We start from the raw sequence: 16,644 nt of genomic DNA, 5'->3' as shown, positions 1-16,644 counted from the left end.
ACCACGACTCGGAAATCGCAACCCCTTACCTCTCGCACCGACTGCATCCGAACATGAGCACGATTCGGGTCGCGTGGGGTACCGGGACCGGTCCCACCGAGATGTCCTCCTACGACGCCGCCTTGGCGGACGCCAACCTCCACAACTACAACCTCGTGGCGGTCTCGTCGGTGATTCCCGCCGACGCCGAGGTCGAGGCGGTCGGCACGGCCCCGGACCTCGGTCCCGCTGGCGAGCGCCTGACGGTCGTCGAGGCCCGCGCGACTCGCGCCGGACCCGGCCCCGTCTCGGCCGGACTGGGATGGTCCACGAGCGAGGCCGAATCCGGAGCGGGAACCGAAGCCGAATCCGGAGCGGAGACCGGCCCCGGCCTGTTCTACGAGTCGGCGGGCGAGACCGACCCCGAGGCAATCGCCGAGCGCGTGCGGTCCGGCCTCGCGGCGGGCCGAGACCTCCGCGAGTGGAACTTCACCGACGAGGAGGTCCGGACCGCGACGACCGACGCCGAGTCGGGAACCTACGCGACTGCGGTCGTGCTGGCGGTCTACGGCGAGAGCGAGCCGATTTGCTAATCGGGAACTCATTCCGTGACACGCCCTGCCGAAGCCGAGAACTTTTATTACGTCGGGCACTAACCAACTCCCAGCAGATAGATGAACGGAAATACCCCCTACGCGGGCGTTCCGGGTAAGACACCGGCCGGTAAACGCGCGAACAACGACGTTCCGGACCTCTCCCCCGAGCAGAAGGAGTCGCTCCGCGACAGCATCACCGCGATTGCGACTCTGACCCGCGAGTTCCTCCCCGACGAGTACGTGGTCGGGTCGAAAGTCGCCGACAACGGGAGCGGCCCTCAGGCGCAGGTGTCGGTCCAACCGCCGGTCGGCCGCCCGGTCAGCGCCGGTTTCCAGCCGGGCCTCGACGACTTCGACGGCAACGACCTCGAAACCCACGAGGAGAGCGAAGTCGCCCGCGGTCTCGCGGCCAGCGCCGCGATGCAGGTCAAGCAGGTCATGGGCGACGACATCACGCCGACCGCGCGGTAATCGGTCGAAATCGCCTGCCACTACGCCGAGGGTCCGCCAATCCGACCGCGCGGGCCGCCATCTCCACCGCGCGGGCCGCGCCGGGTCGGCGGCTTTCGGAACAGGACGTGGCCGACCCCCATCGCGGACAGCACCGCGCCAACCGACACGCCCGTCGAGACCGGAATCCCGACGAATTTTCCGACGAGCAGTCCGACCAGCAGCGGCACCGGCAGAAGTGCGAGAACGAGGTCGTAGTACGAGAGCGACGGTACTCCGGCGTTACCACTGGGTAGTAGGTTTCGCCCGAGCATGAAACCACCTTCCGGTACGATACTACGGGCCGGTTCGACTAAAAATTATCGCTCGGTGGTAGCGTGTGGTGTCTTGATACATGGATAGAGTCATCAGTTCGACGAGCAGGAATAAGACCTCGAAAGCCCTCGCGCGGTTCGCGGTCGCCCTTTCAGTCCACCAGGAGGCTAGTTGTCTCACCGAGCGAAGTAGGTGACAGTCCGTATCTGAACACCAACAAGATGGTCTATTTGCCCCAGAAGGGGTCGCGCTTGCGCTGTTTGTCGAGATACATTTGGAGCGCCTCCAGTTCGTCCACCGGGATGTCGTCGGCGAGTTCCTGTTCGAGAATCTTGGCGTGCTTCTCGGGAATCTCGATCCAGAGTTCGTCGCCCTCCTCGATTTGGCGGCCCACCGTCGGGCCGTCGATGGCGACGCTGACGCGATTGCCGCTCCGGGCCTCGTCCACGTCGTCGCCCTGCTCCTGAATCCCCTTGAGTTGGCCGACGCGCGTCGGGTCGTTGCCCTCGAACTTGACGACGTTGCTGTTCTTCTTGACGGTGCCCGAGAGTATTTCGACGCCGACCACCGCGGGGTCGTTCTGGCGGAAGGTGTGGTCCTGTAGAATCTGGAACCGGGCGGGCCGAGTGATGTTGTCCAGCACCGTCTCCTGCTGTGCCTTCTCCATCTCCTCGACGTACTCCTCGTACTCCTCGATGAGGCGATAGATGACGTCGCTCTCGAAGATTTTCACGTCGTCCTGCTCGGCCTGCCGCTCGGCGTCGGCCAGCACGTCCACGTTGAACGCGAGGATGGTCTCGTGTTTGTCCTCGCTGGCGGTCGAGGCCACGCTGATGTCCCGAGGAGCTACGTCGCCGACTTCGGCGCGCATGACCGGAATCTCGGCCTCGTCCATCGCGTTGGCGATGGCCTCCAGACTCCCGAGGGTGTCGGCCTTGACCACGACACCCTGCTCTTGGGTGCTGACCTCAATTTCGGAGAGTTCGGCCCGCACCTCGGCGATGACCTCCTCGATGTCTCGGTCGCGGACGACCCGGACCGGCGCGCCAGCCATCGCGTCGTCGAGGTCCGGCGCGGCGATTTTCACACCCGCCGCGGCCGCGATCTCCTCGACTTTCTCGAATCGGTCCTCGGTCCGAATCTCGGCGAGCGGTCGGGGCTTCAGCAGGGCGCGCACGTCGGTCACGATGGGTTCGTTCTTCCCGCCGACGACGATGGTCTCGTCCTCGCGGACGGTGCCGTCGTACAGCACCACGTCGAGGGTCGTCCCGAATCCTTTCTCCTCTTTGACCTCGAGGACGGTGCCCGCGCCCGGCCCGGACACGTCGATTGCCATGTCCTCCTTGAGGTATCGCTGGGCTAGTCCCATCAGGACGGTCAGCAGGTCCGGCACGCCCTCGCCGGTCTCGGCGCTGACGGGCACCACGCCGATGTTGCCCCGGAAGTCCTGCACTCGCCAGTACATGTCTGCGGAGAACCCTTGGTCGCTCAACTCGCCGATAATCTCGTAGAGTTTCTCGTCCAAGTCCGACTGGACCCGGTCGCTCTGGGCCTCCTTGGTCTGCTGGACGGGAGCGTCCTCGTTGGGCTTCCACCCCGGCACGGTGTCGATTTTGTTCGCCGCGACGACGAAGGGCGTCTGGGACTGCTTGAGGATGTTGATAGCCTCCAGCGTCTGTGGCTGGAAGCCGTCGTTGACGTCCACGACGAGGATGGCGATGTCGGCCAGCGCGCCGCCGCGCGACCGGAGCGTCGTGAACGAGTGGTGGCCGGGCGTGTCGATGAACAGCAAGCCCGGCAGGTCGAAGTCGTCGGGGTTGACGAGGCTCCCGGCGACTTTCGAGACCACGTCGAGCGGAATCGCGGTGGCCCCGATGTGCTGGGTAATCGCGCCCGCCTCGCCCTCGATGACGGTCGAGCCGCGAATTTTGTCTAAAAGGCTAGTCTTACCGTGGTCTACGTGGCCCAGTACGGCGACGATAGGGGTTCGCAGACCTTGCTCGTTCTCGCGTGCATCTGTATCAGGCATAGGTCTACCACCGGGGAAAGAAGGTTTCTTACTCAAGAGGTACTGCGCGTGGCATTTAACTGTTGCGAGCGAGAGCGCTCGTTTCGGGCGACGGTGCCGAGCAGAGACGGGATAGCGAGGCGACGGGAGAGCGTCGGCGGACCGGAGCGGACCGCTCGGCGGCGGAAGCCCGGCCGACATTTCGACCGAGAGACACCATAATATCGTTCCTTAGTATAGGATATTATCTTATAAAGAAATACATAAATGTCTTTAATGTGAGGGCAGGCCGACCAGCTGCGGGGACGCGCTCGGCCGACTGAACCATCGGGGTGCGCTCGACTGACCAACCGACAGGGTGCGCTCAGGGAATCAGCCGACATGGGTGGATGAAGGGGCCGCCCGGTCGCGGTCACGCGAACGAAGTGAGGGTGACCTCGGGAGACGCGGTTTGTCTTCCGGCGCAACGCTTGGTCGCTGAGGGACTCCTATCGGCGCGGGCGGTGCAGAGAGCGTCGATATGTCCCTCAGCGACCGCGACCGGGCGGGGGCTTCAAGAAACTTCATCACATCGACTGTTGTCGTAGCTGTCGCGGTACGAAACGGGTAGGGGCTTCAAGAAGACGACATCATGCCGATTCTGTCGTTCGTTTCCAGAGTCACGTCGAGACAAAGCGACCGAACGCAACTTCAGAACGCTTCACGTCGCTCCCCCTATCCTTTATATGGAAGCATTCAGTAACCCCCGGTATGCCAGAAATCCTCGCCGAAAACCTCTCGGGGAAGGCCGTCATGGGGTCAGACGGAACGGAACTCGGCATGTTGTACAACATCACCATGGACCTCAAGACGGGAGAACTCGCGGACCTCCTCGTGGAACCGGACGAGCAACTGCAACGCGACGCGGTGGAGTTCAGCGCCGACGACCAGGGTCGGTTTCAAGTCCCCGTGAAGCGAGTGCAGGCAGTAAAAGACTACATCGTCGTTCAGCGGTAAATGTACGTTCTAGACTCCTCAGCCTTCATCAACGAGTATCACACGACAGAAGACACCGCGACCATCCCGATGGTCCGCGAGGAGCTCGAAGACGAGAGCGCCTATCGCTTCGACGCGATGGAGGGTTCGGGGATGCACATCCACATCCCCCAAGACGGCGCTGTCGAGCGAGTTCGCCGGGCCGCCGGGGAGACCGGTGACTTAGACGAACTGTCGAACACCGACGTTCGGCTCATCGCCGCCGCCTTCGAACTCGACGCCAGACTCGTCACCGACGACTACGCGATGCAGAACGTCGCCGAACACATGAACGTCAGCGTGGAGGTCATCGCGCAGGACGGTATCGCCGAACAGCGCGACTGGCGGTTCCAGTGTCAGGGATGCGGCCGGGAGTTCGACGAGAACAAAGACCGGTGTCCCATCTGCGGGAGCGAACTCACCCGAAAGAACCCGTCGAACGCCTGATTCACTGCACCACGACCAATTCGCCACACTACGACCGACTCTGCACGCTCGACGCGCATCTGCCGGACGGTGTTTCCGTCGCCGTCCGCCGGATTTCGTTCGCCCGTCGGTGTTCGCCGGGCGGTGTTCGACACTCGCTATTCGTCGGTCCCGATTTCGTCGAGTCCGACCTCGATGAGTTGGTGGAGGACTTCCTGCGTCGTGAGGTCGTACTCCCGGGCAAGCGACTCGATTCGCTTGGCGCGGTCGCGTTCGCAGGTGATCGAGTAGCGGCGCTCCATGAACTTTTCAAAAGTAGTTGAAGCTGTTAAATCTACGTCAGACGAAGAGCGGACGCGAGGCAGACGCACGGCAGACGGCTCGAAATCTTCGACTTCAAACGTCTCTCGCCGGTCACGCCGCGCCCCTCCGTCGATGACGCCGTGTCCCCGGTCACGCGACGCCAGCCATCTGGACGTACATCGTGCCGAAGACGACGGCGTCGTAGGTCCCGTGGACCAGCGCCGCGACGGTGGTGTTCCTCGTCAGGTGGTAGGTCGTGCCGAGAACCAGCGAGAGCGAGAGGATGACCCCCAGCGTACTCACCAGCGCTGCGACGCTGGTCGCTCCGGCGGAGTAGGCCGGGATGTGGGCCAGCGCGAAGACGACGCTACCGACCAGTACCGCGCCCCAGTCGCCGAAGGTCCCGTAGAGGTCCTTCTGGATGATGTTGCGGTAGAGCAGCTCCTCACCGGGACCGATGATGAGCCACGACGCCGGAATCATGAGCAGGAGGACTCCGGCGTTGCCACCCGCCGCGGCCTGCTCGATGTCGTGGTCCGCGGTCTGGATGCCCAGTTCCGCGAAGACGACCGTGACGAGCATCTGGAGCGCGAAGATGGCGACGACGCCCGCGACGATGTAGCCCACGTCGCGCTTGGTCGGTATCCGGAAGTCGAGGTACGCGACCGTCTTGTCGGTCCACTGGAAGTAGACGAGCGCAATCGACCCGGTGCCGAGTCCGAGACCGAGCGCACCGACCGCGAGCCGCGAGGCCGTGCCGATACTGCCGGGGAACAGTCCCGAAAGCAGGCTAATCAGCACGCCCGACCACACCGCGATGGCGAACAGTCCGGCGAATCCGACCGCGAGGCTCCACGCCGTAGCCTTGACGGCGCGTCCGAGCGACTCGGGGAGGCCCCGCCCGTCGCCATAGGCCGCGATGACGCCGCCGAGGCCGCCGACGAGCGCGAGCGCCGGTCCCCACAGCGAGGGTATCGACTCGCCGCCGCCCGCGAGCGTTCCGGCGGTTGCAGTCCCGGCGTAGCCGACGACGCCGAGGCTGGCGATTCCGGCCGCGAGCGACCCCGACCGCCGCGCCAGCAGGTCGCGCCGTCGGAGCGAGAATGCGCCGAGCGCGGCGACGCCGAGAGCCGCCAGCGCGACGTTCTCGACCGGACCGACGCCCGGCGTTCCCCACGGAAGCGCGGCCGCCGCCAGCGCGAATCCGGCCACCACGACGCCCACGTTTGCAGCAGAACGGTCGTCCATGCCTGCTACGTGGGTGGCGCGAGCTAAAATCCCTGTGTTTGTCCGCGCCGAAAGCGGTGTGGAAAACCGGGTGCTCTCAGGACCGGCGAGCGAGCGCGAGTCCGGCCAGCAGCGCGCCGACTGCCATCGCCGCGCCGAAACCGGGGACGTCGGACTCGGTCGCTGTGGTTTCAGATTCGGTCGTCGTCACGGTCGGGAGCGCCACCGACTCGTTGACGACGCGGCCGTCCTCCATTCCGAGTCCGTCGCCGACCCGTATCGAGAAGTTGGTGCCGGGTTCGACGCCGCCGAAGTTCAAATCCGCGGCGAACCGGCCGTTCTCACCCACCGTGACGTTCGCGGTCCGGGTGAAGTCGTCCGGCGAGTTGCGCTCGTCGCGGACGGCTTCCACGGTGAGTTCCGTGCCCGGCCGGAGGTTCGTCTCCCCGTAGATGGTCTGGTTCTCCGCCGGGTGAACTAGCACCGTCTCCTGCGGATACCGAATCGTCACCGACGGGAGCGTCTCCACGAAGGCGTAGACGGTCGGTGCGCGCCCCTCCTCGGTCACGACCACGGAGGTCACCGACCGCGGAATCCCACCGGTTTCGACCGAGACTTCGGTGCCGGTCGAGAGTTCCGAGAGGTCGAATCCGGCGGCGAACGTCCGGTCGTCGCCGACGGTAACGGTCTGGTTCTGAGCCGCCGCCTCGCTCTTCGGCGCGACTCGAACGCCGAGTTTCGTGACCGCGGGGTCTATCACTCGACCGCGAATCGTGACGTTCGAGTCGGTGTCGGCGGGGGCGAACGTCGCGTCTCGGTGGACCGTCGCCGACTCGTTCACTACGATGCCGCTGGCTTCGGCGTCGGCGTCCGCGCTGGTGGTGACGCTGAACGTCGTGCCGGGGGATGTATCACTCAGGTCGAACGTCGCGGTGCCGGTCCCGTCCTCGGAGACAGTCAACTGGCTCGACACGAGGAGGTTGTACTTGGCCGACCGAATCGTGACCGACAGTTCGGTTCCCGCCGGTGCGTTCGACTCGACGGAGACGGTCTGGTTCGGCGCGGAGTGTAGCACGAGTGGCTCGTCGTGGGCGATAGTCACGGTAGCGTTTTCAGCAGTCGGATTACCGCTCTCGACGGCTGAGGAGCCGTTTTCGACAGTCGATACGTCAGTCTGCCCGACAGCAACGCCCGCAACTGCGCCGGTCAGAGCGAGCGCAACCAGCGCGAGGGCGAGCGCTACCTGTCGGTGGAGAGGAGTTCGGAGCATGATTCAGGGCGGATGTCAGCCCGCCAAGCTACTCAGACAGGTGTCAAAAGTTTTCTGTTATAGAGCAAACCTGTCCCGCTGGTCGTTTCGCTTCGGTCGTTTCGCTCCGGTCGAGCCGCGCTACTCGACCGTCAGCGTCGTCTTCTCGGCCACCGCGTCGGCCTCCTCGAAGTCGCCCCCGCCGAGGAGTCCGCGGGCGGCCTTTTTGCCCCACTCGACCGCGGGCTGGGTGAAGGTCGAGATTTCGGCGAGTTCGCCGTAGAGGACGCAGGCGGCCTCCATGCCGTAGAGGAGTTCGCCGAGACTGCGCTCGTCCACGCGGTCGATTTCGACCCGGACGTTCGGCTGGCTCGCGGCGGCGAGGCTGGCCTCGGTCGCCTCGAACTCGGCGTCCAGCAGTTCGCCGAGCGACGAGCCGCCGAGGTACGAGAGGCCGTCGAGGTCGGTGGCGGGGATTTCGCGGTCGGCGCGCGATTCCGGTCGGACGAGCGTGACCATCTTGTCGTGGGGTCCGGCGCGGTAGAGTTGGAGTTGCGAGTGCTGGTCGGTCGCGCCGAGGGCGCGGGCCGGGGTCTGACCTCGACCGTCCTTCCCCAAACTTTCGGCCCAGAGCTGAGCGAACCACTCGGCGAAGGTCTCCAGCGACTCGGCGTAGGGCATCATCGCGTTGACCGCCGCGCCGCGCTCTTCGAGGGCGTAGGAGACAGCACCGTAGGCGTAGGCCGGGGAGTCGTAGAGCGACCCCGCGAGGCGGTCGGCCTCGTCGCTCGCGCCCGCCAGAATCGCGTCGAGGTCGTGGCCCTGTATCGCGGCGCAGGCCAGTCCGACCGTCGAGAGGACCGAGAACCGGCCCGGCACGCCCTCGGGAACGTCGAGCGCGGGCAGGTCCTCCTTCTCGGCTAGGTTGCGAAGATTACCCTCCTCGCCGGTCGTGACGAAGGTGCGGTCGGTCCAGTCCACTCCGGCACTTTCCATCTCCTCGCGCACGACGAGGAAGTTCGCCAGCGTCTCGGCGGTGGTGCCCGACCGCGAGACGACGTTGACAGCGGTCGAGTCGAGCGGGAGGGAGTCGAGCAGTCGGGAGACGTGTTCGGGGTCCACGTTGTCGAGGAAGTAGGCGTCGGTCTCGGAGGGCAGACCGTGAGCCAGCGTGGCCGCGCCGAGCGCCGACCCGCCGATGCCGACGGTCAGGACCGCCTCGGCGTCGGCGAACGGTTCGACCGCGGCCCGAATCTCGTCGGGGTTCGCGGTCTCGGGCAGGTTCAGCGCGGCGTAGCCGTGTTCGGCGTCGGCCATGCCGCGCTCGATTCGCTCGTGAGCGTCGGCGACTCGCTCGTCGAGTTCGTCGAGTTCGGTGCGGGAGAGTCCGGGGTCGGCGACTTCCGAGAGTGCGTTACCGAGGTCTACTCGCATGTGTTCGTATCGGCGTCGGCGGGCGACTAAATGGTTGCTCCTTCAGTCGTCGCCGTCTCTGTAACTGTCGAAATCCCCTTTTATCACGGGAAACAGACTAGGGAATATATTGATTCAAACGCTAGTTTTAATTATAATATTTATTTAGTTGGTTGAATAAATCACTCCCTCCTCTAATAATCTGAGTCAAATCGATTTCATCGAGTGTTTTTCATTGTTCGAGATACTGCTCCACAGCAATAAGTGAACGGAACTCCTCGATGCGATCTACCTCCGATTTGAGTCAGTCGGAAATCCCGGCCTTCAGGCCGGGAGGGAAGACGTAAGCTATCGTCCCAATCCACGGGACTACGAGAATCTGAATATCGACCGGGCTACGAATCGTCTTCGACGGACCACACGAGGGTTCCACCGACCTTCTTGCTCAATACCTTGCCCACCTCAGACAATCGCCGGAGACGGTAGTCAGCACCTTGTCGAGACAGCCCTAACTCGTCGGCCACTTCCTGTGTTCCTGCCGGTTCATTCTGCCGAACCACACCAAGAATATCCGTTTCCGTGATGTCAGAATCGTATTCCCCGGTATCGCTTCGTTTCCGAGTTGTCATACGCTCACTATGAATTTCGGGCCACTTACGTCTTGCCGAATAGCAAGGGGAAGATTTAACACCTGTTGCCAGTGAGCAAGTGGTATGACGAACCCGGCCACTCGGGGCGTGGCTGTCGAAGGAACGCCCGCGTGCTGACGACACGCGGGCCGGGTTCGCCAGAGTTGAGAACCCAATGGCAACGAAAGACCGCAGTACGGAAAGTAGTATCGACTCAATGGACACTGTAGACGCGCTCCTGCTTGAGTGCGTCGAGACGGCACGACAGCAGGGCTTCAACCCTTCGAAGGTCGACACTCACAGCGACCGCCTACGCACCGACCAGTACACGCCCGTCGTCTCCTACCCCACCGGTCAGGAGGACGCTGAATGACCGATTGGGAAGCGGTCGCCCTTCAGTACCACCTCGTGACCGTCACGAAGTACCGGACGCCGGTACCCTCCCCGGCGATTCTCCGACGGTTTCGCACACTGGCGCGTGACATTGCCGATGATTACGGGTGCGAGGTCTCGGACATCAACGTCGACCTCGACCACGCCCACCTGCTGTTTCGGGCCGAACCCGATATCGACCTCTCGCAGTTCGTCGGCCACTTTAAAAGCGCGACTTCGAAGACGCTCCGCGACGAGTTTCCCGGCCTGAAACGCCAACTCTCCGACGCGCTCTGGCAACCGGGATACTTCCTCTGCACGACCGGGCAGGTTACGCTTGACGACCTCAAGGAGGATGTCGAAAACCAATGAGCCAGACCGTCACGAAGACGTTGGAGGCCACCCTCGCCCCGCCGACCCAGCACAAGGAGCAGAAGCTACAAACGCTTCTCTCTACCTACCGGGAAGCCCTACACGAAGCGTTCGACGCGGGCTGTACGACGATGACCGCCACCAACGACATCGTGACGCCCTACGACCTCCCGTATCAGACGAAAGACGCGCTCAAGAGCTATGTCCCGAAGCTTCGGGACACCTACGACGCCCGCGAGTTGGACGACGACCACCCGGTTCGGTTGGTCAACCGCGCCGCGAAGTTCGACTACGACGATTCGCGGGAGTACGGCGTCTGCTGGAACGTCCCGCAACCCGGTCGCGGCACCAACTTCTGGATACCGCTTCGGTTGAACCCAGAGCAACGCGACCGCTGGATGGACCTTCTCGACGACGACCACCCCGCGAGTGCGGGCGACCTTACCCTCCAGCAGAATCGCACGACGTGGACGCTTCACGTGACCGTGGAGTTCCCCGTCGAATCACCCGACTACTCGCCGACCGACGGCGACGTGACGCACATCGGTTTGGACATCGGTGAATCGGCCCTGATTACGGGCTGTGCCCTGAAGGACGGTTTACCGACCGACCCGTTCGTGTGGAACGGCGGCCGCGCCCGACAGTTGCGGAACGAGATGCACACCACCCTAAAACGCCTACAGGAGCGCGAAGCGTCGGAGTGGCGGCGTGACGACCGCTTCGACTACTACCAGAACGCCCTGACCGACATCGTGGAGAAAGCCAGCAGGGCGGCCGTAGACTACGCTCTGGACTACCAGAATCCGGTGCTGGTGATGGAGGACCTCGCGTACATCCGCGAGAACTTGGACTACGGGAAGTACATGAATCGACGCCTGCATAACTGGGCGTTCGCCCGGTTACAGGGCCGCGTCGAAGACAAGGCCCGCGAAGCCGGGATTCCGGTTGAGTACGTCCGGCCGGAGTACACCAGTCAGACGTGTCACTCGTGCCAGCGTCTCGGTCGGCGAGACTCGCAGGCGGAGTTCCGGTGTCCGAACGACGAGTGCCACGTATCAACGTTTCAGGCAGACATCAACGCGGCCGCGAACATCGCACGACGGATATACCCGTGGGGAGAGACCTGTCCACTGAATCCGGACGGGAATGACTCGCCACGGGACGGGAGCGGTAGTGACACCGCCACGACCCACCGAGAGACGAGCGAGACACCCTCGCAGATGACCCTCTCGGCCTACTCCGGGTCGAAACCCTCTACCAGGAATGAGAACGCTTAGGCTGGTATTCCCACCGTGTGGGAAGCTCGGCGCTTTAGCGCGGGGAGGATGTCACCGCACCCCTTTTGTCCCCGCCTTCCCAACCTCCGGACGAGATGGCCGACGCAGAGACCGGCACGGAACCAGACGCGCCCCGGACCGAGGAGTCGCGGAGCGTCCTCGTGGGGTCCTTCCGCCGAGCGTACGCCGACACCGAGTCCCGACTGCTGAAGTCCTACGTCGTCGTGAGCCTCTTCCTCGGTGGCCTGCTCGCGCTCCTGCTCCTGCTCGCGCTCCCGGTCTGGGTGCTGAACACCGCAGGCGGCTCGGAACTCGCTACCTTCTCGCGGGCCTTCCTCATCGTCGGCGGGGTCTTGCTTTTGGTCGCGCTGGTCGCGCCGGTAGTCTCTGCCGGACGACGCCACGCCCGCGGGACCGGAAACACCCGCGCTGACGTGTCGCTCGCGCTCTCGGGCTACGTCTTCGTCCTCTCGCTGTACGTCTCGCTTCTCATCTCCGCGCCGCCGGACCAGCGCGAGGCCCCGCCCGCGCTGGTCGCGCCCATCGTGGAGTTCCTCTACTCGCTCCCGGCGACGTACGCCGTCGCGCCGCCCCTCGTCGCCGCGGCGCTCGTTCTGGTCGTGCATCACTTCGCCGAGTGAGCGAATATATGCTCCAATGCGACCGGGAACGCAACCGAAAAAAGCACGGCCGTCGTACCTACGTTCATGTCCGACCCTGACCCCGAGGAGAAGACCAGCAGCTTCCTCGTCACCCACGCCGAGGGCGACTCGGCGGTACTGAAGGACGTCCACGACGGGCAGGTCCACACGCTCTCCTCGAACCCCGGTGTCGAGGAGGAAGACGCCGTGGAAGCGACCGTCGCGCCCGACCCGCCGATGAACCTCACGTGGTCGGTCGTGGAAGTCGAGGAGCGCCGCCAACTCTCGACCGAGCGCAGCGAGGAACCCCCGACAACCCAAGAGCGTGACCTCGCCGCCGAGCAGGACGTGGGCGAAATCGCCCGGACCGAGCGCGCCGGAGACGGCGAGATTCACGTCCTCACGGTGCCGCCCGAGGACACCGAGGACGCGGTCGCCGACGTGCTCGACGACGAGGGAACCCTCTCGCGGGCGGCCCGACTCGGCGTCTCCCGAGTCGAGGTCCGGTCCGAGGAGGGCGTCGTCAGCGTGCGCTACATGCCCTGAGAAGGGAGTTGATTACACTTCGTTCGGTCCGCTCTGGCTCTGCACTTGCCAGCCGCCCTGAATCCCGCAGGCCTCCCGAATTTCCCACTCGATCTCCGTCTCGGGGCCGAGCGTCTCCCCGCCTTCGATTCGCTCGACGCGGAGTGGCACGTCGAGGGTACTCCCGCAGCACCCGACGCCGACGAACTCCTCCCACGCGTCGCCCTGCCGGACCCTGTCGGTCTTGGTCTTGCGGAGGTAGGCCACGAAGGCGTCTTTCTCGACTTGGAACCGACCCCACTCGCTCAGGTCCTCCGGGTAGGAGACGACGACGCGCTCGGCGGGCGCGAGGTCTTCGTGTCGCTGGCTCAGGTCCTTCTCCTTGTTTCCACGTACCATGACTCGTGGTTCGTGTTCTAATTATAAAACCACAACGCTACCCCTACCAAAAGTATGGTTGTCCTGCTATTAGGGGGTTGTTTATTGGGCCAAAATCACAAATTTCAACACCCACAGTGATATTTGACTGTTTGACAATCACCTACCCAGCAATTCGGGCAATGTTCATCACAAACCCATGCATCGCCAACACAAGCAGCATCCCACGTACACCAACACCCATTACAGTGGTCGGAGGTAGAAATTTCTTCCTTGTTACCTTTGGCATCATAGAAGACCCGCTTTGACCCATCCTTTGGGTGAAATACCGCAAAGGATGAATGCTCCCCAGTTGGAACATTAAGCGACAATCGACCTCCCTGATTCGTTTGCTTGTGGAAAATCCGTTGGTCAATCTCCCCAGCTAAAAGCCGTTCCACACCGCCTATGCGTTCCTCACCAGACATTTTATGGGTGGGGAAAACGCTGGCCGATGGTTCAGAAATATGCCCATCGGCAACTAAAGCATCTAACAACTGTTGGTTAACTCCTTTTATAGCTTCTTGGGCACGCCTCGGATTAACCTCTAATGGCTGCGTGTCGAAGTCTTTTTGACCAGTTGCACTTCCCGTGTCGGAGATCCCGAGTAACGAGACTGTAATTCCCAACAGACTCGTCGCAACTCCCTTTAATATTCCTCGCCGCTCAGTTTCTTCTCCTTGATTCGTTTGTTGAGACTGTCCGACTGCTTGTAGCGCACGCCGTTTGCTCACTTTGTCTTCTTCAGACATATTCGTGTAAAATATATATATAATTACTTAAGTATTACTATAAAATACAGAACCGGCAATAATGTATGAACGGATATATGAAGGTGAGGGGGATAATGTCTCCTATTTACTCTCAGATTGGTCTACTGAACAAGATGGATAAGAACACTTATTCACGGCCCCACCTCATTTCTCACCCATATGGTAGCGTTCGAAGTGCCGGAGGTGGACTACACCCAGTACACTAACCGGCAGTTGGCGGCGATTCCGTTGGCAGTGCTCGCCGTCGCACTGTTGGTAATCCTCGGGTGGTACGTCTTCACCGGCGCGCCGGTACAGCTCGGGATGGAGTTTACTGGTGGTACGGAGCTACGAGCTCAGACGTCGACACCGCCCTCTGAAATTCCAGCTGCGTTTAGTTCAGAAGCGACAGTCACGCCCGTTCAAACTACTCAAAACACGTACATCGTGACGTTCGGACCGGAGGCCCAAAACATTGCCAATCAGGCCAGAAACAACTTACAGCCCGTACAAGGGCAACAGAAGGCCGACATCGTGAAATCCGTGCAGGGAACGTCGGCGAGCTTCGGCGAATCGACCCAGCGCCTCGCGCTGATGGGCATCGGACTGGCGTTCGTCGGCATGAGCGTGCTGGTCTTCCTGATGTTCCGGTCGTTCGTGCCCTCCATCGCGGTGGTCATCTCGGCGTTCAGCGACATCATGATTCCGGTCGCGCTGATGAATCTGCTGGGCATTCCCCTGTCGCTGGGGACGGTCGCGGCCCTCCTGATGCTCATCGGTTACTCGGTGGACTCCGACATCCTGCTGAACAACCACATCCTGCGGCGGTCGGGCGGCTTCTACGAGTCGACCCACCGCGCGATGCGGACCGGTGTGACCATGACCGTCACGTCGCTGTCGTCGATGGCGGTCATGGCGTTCGTCGCCTACCTGTTCGGCATCGACCTGCTGGCGTCCATCGGTATCGTGCTCGTGCTCGGCCTCGCAACTGACCTGATGAACACCTACATGCTCAATCTCAGTCTGCTTCGCTGGTACAAGTACGAGGGGGTGGCCAAGTAATGGACATCCGCGACAATTGGCGGGTCATCCTGCTCGCCATCTTCCTCGTCGTCAGCACGTTCGCAATCTTCGCCCCCGGCGTCGGCGGCGACAGCACCAGTAGCGGCGCAGTCGTCGAGGAGACCGACAGCGGTCCGACCAACCTCAAGTTCGGCCTCGAACTCTCCGGCGGGACTCGCATCAGAGCGCCCGTCGACGGGATGACCGCGGAGGTCAGCCTCTCGCCCCAAACTCAACCCGGAACGGTCGAGAAGTCGGTCGCTGGCAACCTCTCGAACGTGGGCGCTGGCGACGTGAAGGTGCGTCTCGCCAGAGCGCAGAACGAGACCACGACCGTCGAGGTGTTCAGCAACAACGTCACGCGAGACCAGCTCACCTCGGCGCTCGACCAGTCCGGATACGACTACAGCAACGTCCGGTCCGGCGTCACCGAGGCGACGCGCAACACCGTCGTCCGAATCCTGCGGGACAAAATCTCGAAGGCCGGACTCTCCGGCGGTCGCGTCCAGCAGGTCGAGACCGCGCAGGGCGAACACTTCGTGGTCATCGAGATGCCCAACACCAACCGGAGCCAAGTCGAGGACCTCGTGACCGAGCGCGGGAAGGTCCAAATCGTCGCGGGGTTCCCGGCCCGGAACCAGACCGGGAACGACACCCAGTACCGCCGGGTTCCGCTCCTCTCGCAGGGCGACTTTCAGAGCATCGGGACCGCACAGGAGTCTCGGACCCTCGGCCCGAACGTCCCGGTGGTCCTGAACCAGCAGTCGGCCCAGAACTTCTCGGACTCGATGCGGAAGTTCGGCTTCGTCACCGAGGGCGTCGGCCAGTGTCGCTGGCAGACCAACCCCGACGACCCCGGTTACTGTCTCTACACGGTGGTTGACGGCGAGACCGTCTACGCCGCCAACATGGGGTCGCGCCTCGCCGGGACCTTCCGTCAGGAGAAGTTCACCCAGAGCCCCAACTTCGTCATGAGCACGACGAACATGTCCGAGGCCCGCGAGCTCCAGATTCACCTGAACGCGGGTGCGCTCCCGGCCTCGCTGAACATGGAGCAGGGGACGTCGTACTTCCTCGCGCCGAGTCTGGCCGAGGAGTTCAAGCTCTACTCGCTCATCACCGGACTGGTCGCGGTCGGCGCGGTCAGCGCCGTGGTCTTCCTCCGGTACGGCGACCCGAAGGTCGCGGCCCCGATGCTGGTGACGGCGCTCTCGGAGGTCGTCATCCTGCTCGGGTTCGCCGCCGCGGTCCAACTCCCGCTGGACCTCTCACACATCGCCGGGTTCATCGCGGTCATCGGGACCGGGGTGGACGACCTCATCATCATCGCCGACGAGGTCATGTCCGAGGGCGACGTGTCCTCCTCGCGGGTGTTCCAGAGCCGCTTCCGCAAGGCGTTCTGGGTCATCGGCGCGGCGGCCGCGACGACCATCATCGCCATGAGTCCGCTGGCGGTCCTCTCGCTGGGCGACCTGCAAGGGTTCGCCATCGTCACCATCCTCGGCGTCCTCATCGGCGTGCTGATCACCCGGCCCGCCTACGGTGACATCCTGCGGAGCCTGCTAACGGACAAGTAACCCTATCTGCTTTCTATTCCTGCTCGCCTGATAGCAGTCA

General features: G+C 63.2%; 20 protein-coding genes. 11 read left to right on the top strand and 9 right to left on the bottom strand.

Annotated elements, in window-relative coordinates; all coding sequences use genetic code 11:
• Positions 1-53 precede the first annotated feature (53 nt).
• Together EPL01_RS07345 and EPL01_RS07340 are read left to right on the top strand one after the other, a co-directional pair.
• Positions 54-572, top strand: coding sequence for a pyruvoyl-dependent arginine decarboxylase (locus tag EPL01_RS07345; RefSeq protein WP_135824617.1), 519 nt, complete (start codon positions 54-56; stop codon positions 570-572).
• Between the two features lie 81 nt (positions 573-653).
• The gene (locus tag EPL01_RS07340; protein WP_135824616.1) at positions 654-1,046 is read left to right on the top strand and encodes a DUF5811 family protein; all 393 of its coding nucleotides are present in this window, start codon (positions 654-656) and stop codon (positions 1,044-1,046) included.
• 20 nt (positions 1,047-1,066) lie between these two features.
• Here EPL01_RS07340 and EPL01_RS07335 read toward each other — a convergent pair whose 3' ends face one another.
• Complete coding sequence (locus EPL01_RS07335) at positions 1,067-1,339, bottom strand: DUF8015 family protein (RefSeq protein ID WP_135824615.1); 273 nt, start codon at positions 1,337-1,339, stop codon at positions 1,067-1,069.
• A 227-nt stretch (positions 1,340-1,566) separates the two neighbouring features.
• Entirely contained in the window at positions 1,567-3,369 is a 1,803-nt protein-coding gene (infB, locus tag EPL01_RS07330) for a translation initiation factor IF-2 (protein WP_135824614.1), read from the bottom strand.
• Between the two features lie 729 nt (positions 3,370-4,098).
• On the opposite strand from infB, the gene EPL01_RS07325 reads away from it, so the two are divergent.
• Positions 4,099-4,344 carry a PRC-barrel domain-containing protein gene (locus tag EPL01_RS07325; RefSeq protein ID WP_135824613.1) on the top strand — a complete coding sequence of 82 codons (246 nt, stop codon included), beginning with the start codon at positions 4,099-4,101 and terminating at the stop codon, positions 4,342-4,344.
• A complete protein-coding gene (locus EPL01_RS07320) occupies positions 4,345-4,809 on the top strand; it encodes an NOB1 family endonuclease (RefSeq protein ID WP_135824612.1) in 465 nt (154 codons plus the stop codon). It begins immediately after the preceding gene.
• A 137-nt stretch (positions 4,810-4,946) separates the two neighbouring features.
• Here EPL01_RS07320 and EPL01_RS07315 read toward each other — a convergent pair whose 3' ends face one another.
• From EPL01_RS07315 to EPL01_RS07295, 5 genes are all read right to left on the bottom strand, one after another.
• Positions 4,947-5,090 carry a CopG family transcriptional regulator gene (locus tag EPL01_RS07315; protein ID WP_135824611.1) on the bottom strand — a complete coding sequence of 48 codons (144 nt, stop codon included), beginning with the start codon at positions 5,088-5,090 and terminating at the stop codon, positions 4,947-4,949.
• Between the two features lie 151 nt (positions 5,091-5,241).
• Positions 5,242-6,339, bottom strand: a complete 1,098-nt coding sequence (locus EPL01_RS07310) for a CPBP family intramembrane glutamic endopeptidase (protein ID WP_135824610.1) — start codon at positions 6,337-6,339, stop codon at positions 5,242-5,244.
• 76 nt (positions 6,340-6,415) lie between these two features.
• Entirely contained in the window at positions 6,416-7,588 is a 1,173-nt protein-coding gene (locus EPL01_RS07305) for a BGTF surface domain-containing protein (RefSeq protein ID WP_135824609.1), read from the bottom strand.
• Positions 7,589-7,708: 120 nt separating this feature from the next.
• Positions 7,709-9,001, bottom strand: a complete 1,293-nt coding sequence (locus EPL01_RS07300; protein ID WP_135824608.1) for a glucose-6-phosphate isomerase — start codon at positions 8,999-9,001, stop codon at positions 7,709-7,711.
• Positions 9,002-9,375: 374 nt separating this feature from the next.
• Complete coding sequence (locus EPL01_RS07295; protein ID WP_135824607.1) at positions 9,376-9,609, bottom strand: winged helix-turn-helix transcriptional regulator; 234 nt, start codon at positions 9,607-9,609, stop codon at positions 9,376-9,378.
• A 175-nt stretch (positions 9,610-9,784) separates the two neighbouring features.
• Between EPL01_RS07295 and EPL01_RS07290 the strand changes: the two genes are divergently transcribed.
• The 5 genes from EPL01_RS07290 (at position 9,785) to EPL01_RS07270 (ending at position 12,817) form a co-directional block, all read left to right on the top strand.
• Positions 9,785-9,982 carry a hypothetical protein gene (locus EPL01_RS07290; RefSeq protein ID WP_135824606.1) on the top strand — a complete coding sequence of 66 codons (198 nt, stop codon included), beginning with the start codon at positions 9,785-9,787 and terminating at the stop codon, positions 9,980-9,982.
• Complete coding sequence (gene tnpA / locus EPL01_RS07285; protein ID WP_135824605.1) at positions 9,979-10,353, top strand: IS200/IS605 family transposase; 375 nt, start codon at positions 9,979-9,981, stop codon at positions 10,351-10,353. Before EPL01_RS07290 ends, tnpA begins: the two co-directional genes overlap by 4 nt.
• Positions 10,350-11,630 carry an RNA-guided endonuclease TnpB family protein gene (locus EPL01_RS07280; RefSeq protein ID WP_135824604.1) on the top strand — a complete coding sequence of 427 codons (1,281 nt, stop codon included), beginning with the start codon at positions 10,350-10,352 and terminating at the stop codon, positions 11,628-11,630. The genes tnpA and EPL01_RS07280 overlap by 4 nt, the downstream gene beginning before the upstream one ends.
• A 95-nt stretch (positions 11,631-11,725) precedes the next feature.
• On the top strand, positions 11,726-12,271 hold the full coding sequence (locus EPL01_RS07275) for a DUF8056 family protein (RefSeq protein ID WP_135824603.1): 546 nt from the start codon (positions 11,726-11,728) through the stop codon (positions 12,269-12,271).
• A gap of 66 nt (positions 12,272-12,337) precedes the next feature.
• Entirely contained in the window at positions 12,338-12,817 is a 480-nt protein-coding gene (locus tag EPL01_RS07270; protein ID WP_135824602.1) for a DUF5812 family protein, read from the top strand.
• A 12-nt stretch (positions 12,818-12,829) separates the two neighbouring features.
• Here EPL01_RS07270 and EPL01_RS07265 read toward each other — a convergent pair whose 3' ends face one another.
• On the bottom strand, positions 12,830-13,195 hold the full coding sequence (locus EPL01_RS07265) for a DUF7968 family protein (RefSeq protein ID WP_135824601.1): 366 nt from the start codon (positions 13,193-13,195) through the stop codon (positions 12,830-12,832).
• Between the two features lie 104 nt (positions 13,196-13,299).
• Positions 13,300-13,965, bottom strand: coding sequence for a hypothetical protein (locus EPL01_RS07260; RefSeq protein WP_135824600.1), 666 nt, complete (start codon positions 13,963-13,965; stop codon positions 13,300-13,302).
• Between the two features lie 180 nt (positions 13,966-14,145).
• Between EPL01_RS07260 and secF the strand changes: the two genes are divergently transcribed.
• Both secF and EPL01_RS07250 read left to right on the top strand, forming a co-directional pair.
• Complete coding sequence (secF, locus tag EPL01_RS07255; protein WP_135824599.1) at positions 14,146-15,027, top strand: protein translocase subunit SecF; 882 nt, start codon at positions 14,146-14,148, stop codon at positions 15,025-15,027.
• On the top strand, positions 15,027-16,604 hold the full coding sequence (locus EPL01_RS07250) for a preprotein translocase subunit SecD (RefSeq protein WP_135824598.1): 1,578 nt from the start codon (positions 15,027-15,029) through the stop codon (positions 16,602-16,604). The genes secF and EPL01_RS07250 overlap by 1 nt, the downstream gene beginning before the upstream one ends.
• Positions 16,605-16,644: the final 40 nt, after the last annotated feature.

The organism is Halorussus ruber (assembly GCF_004765785.1).
Classification (GTDB): domain Archaea; phylum Halobacteriota; class Halobacteria; order Halobacteriales; family Haladaptataceae; genus Halorussus; species Halorussus ruber.
This window is presented reverse-complemented; position numbering and strand designations above follow the sequence as displayed.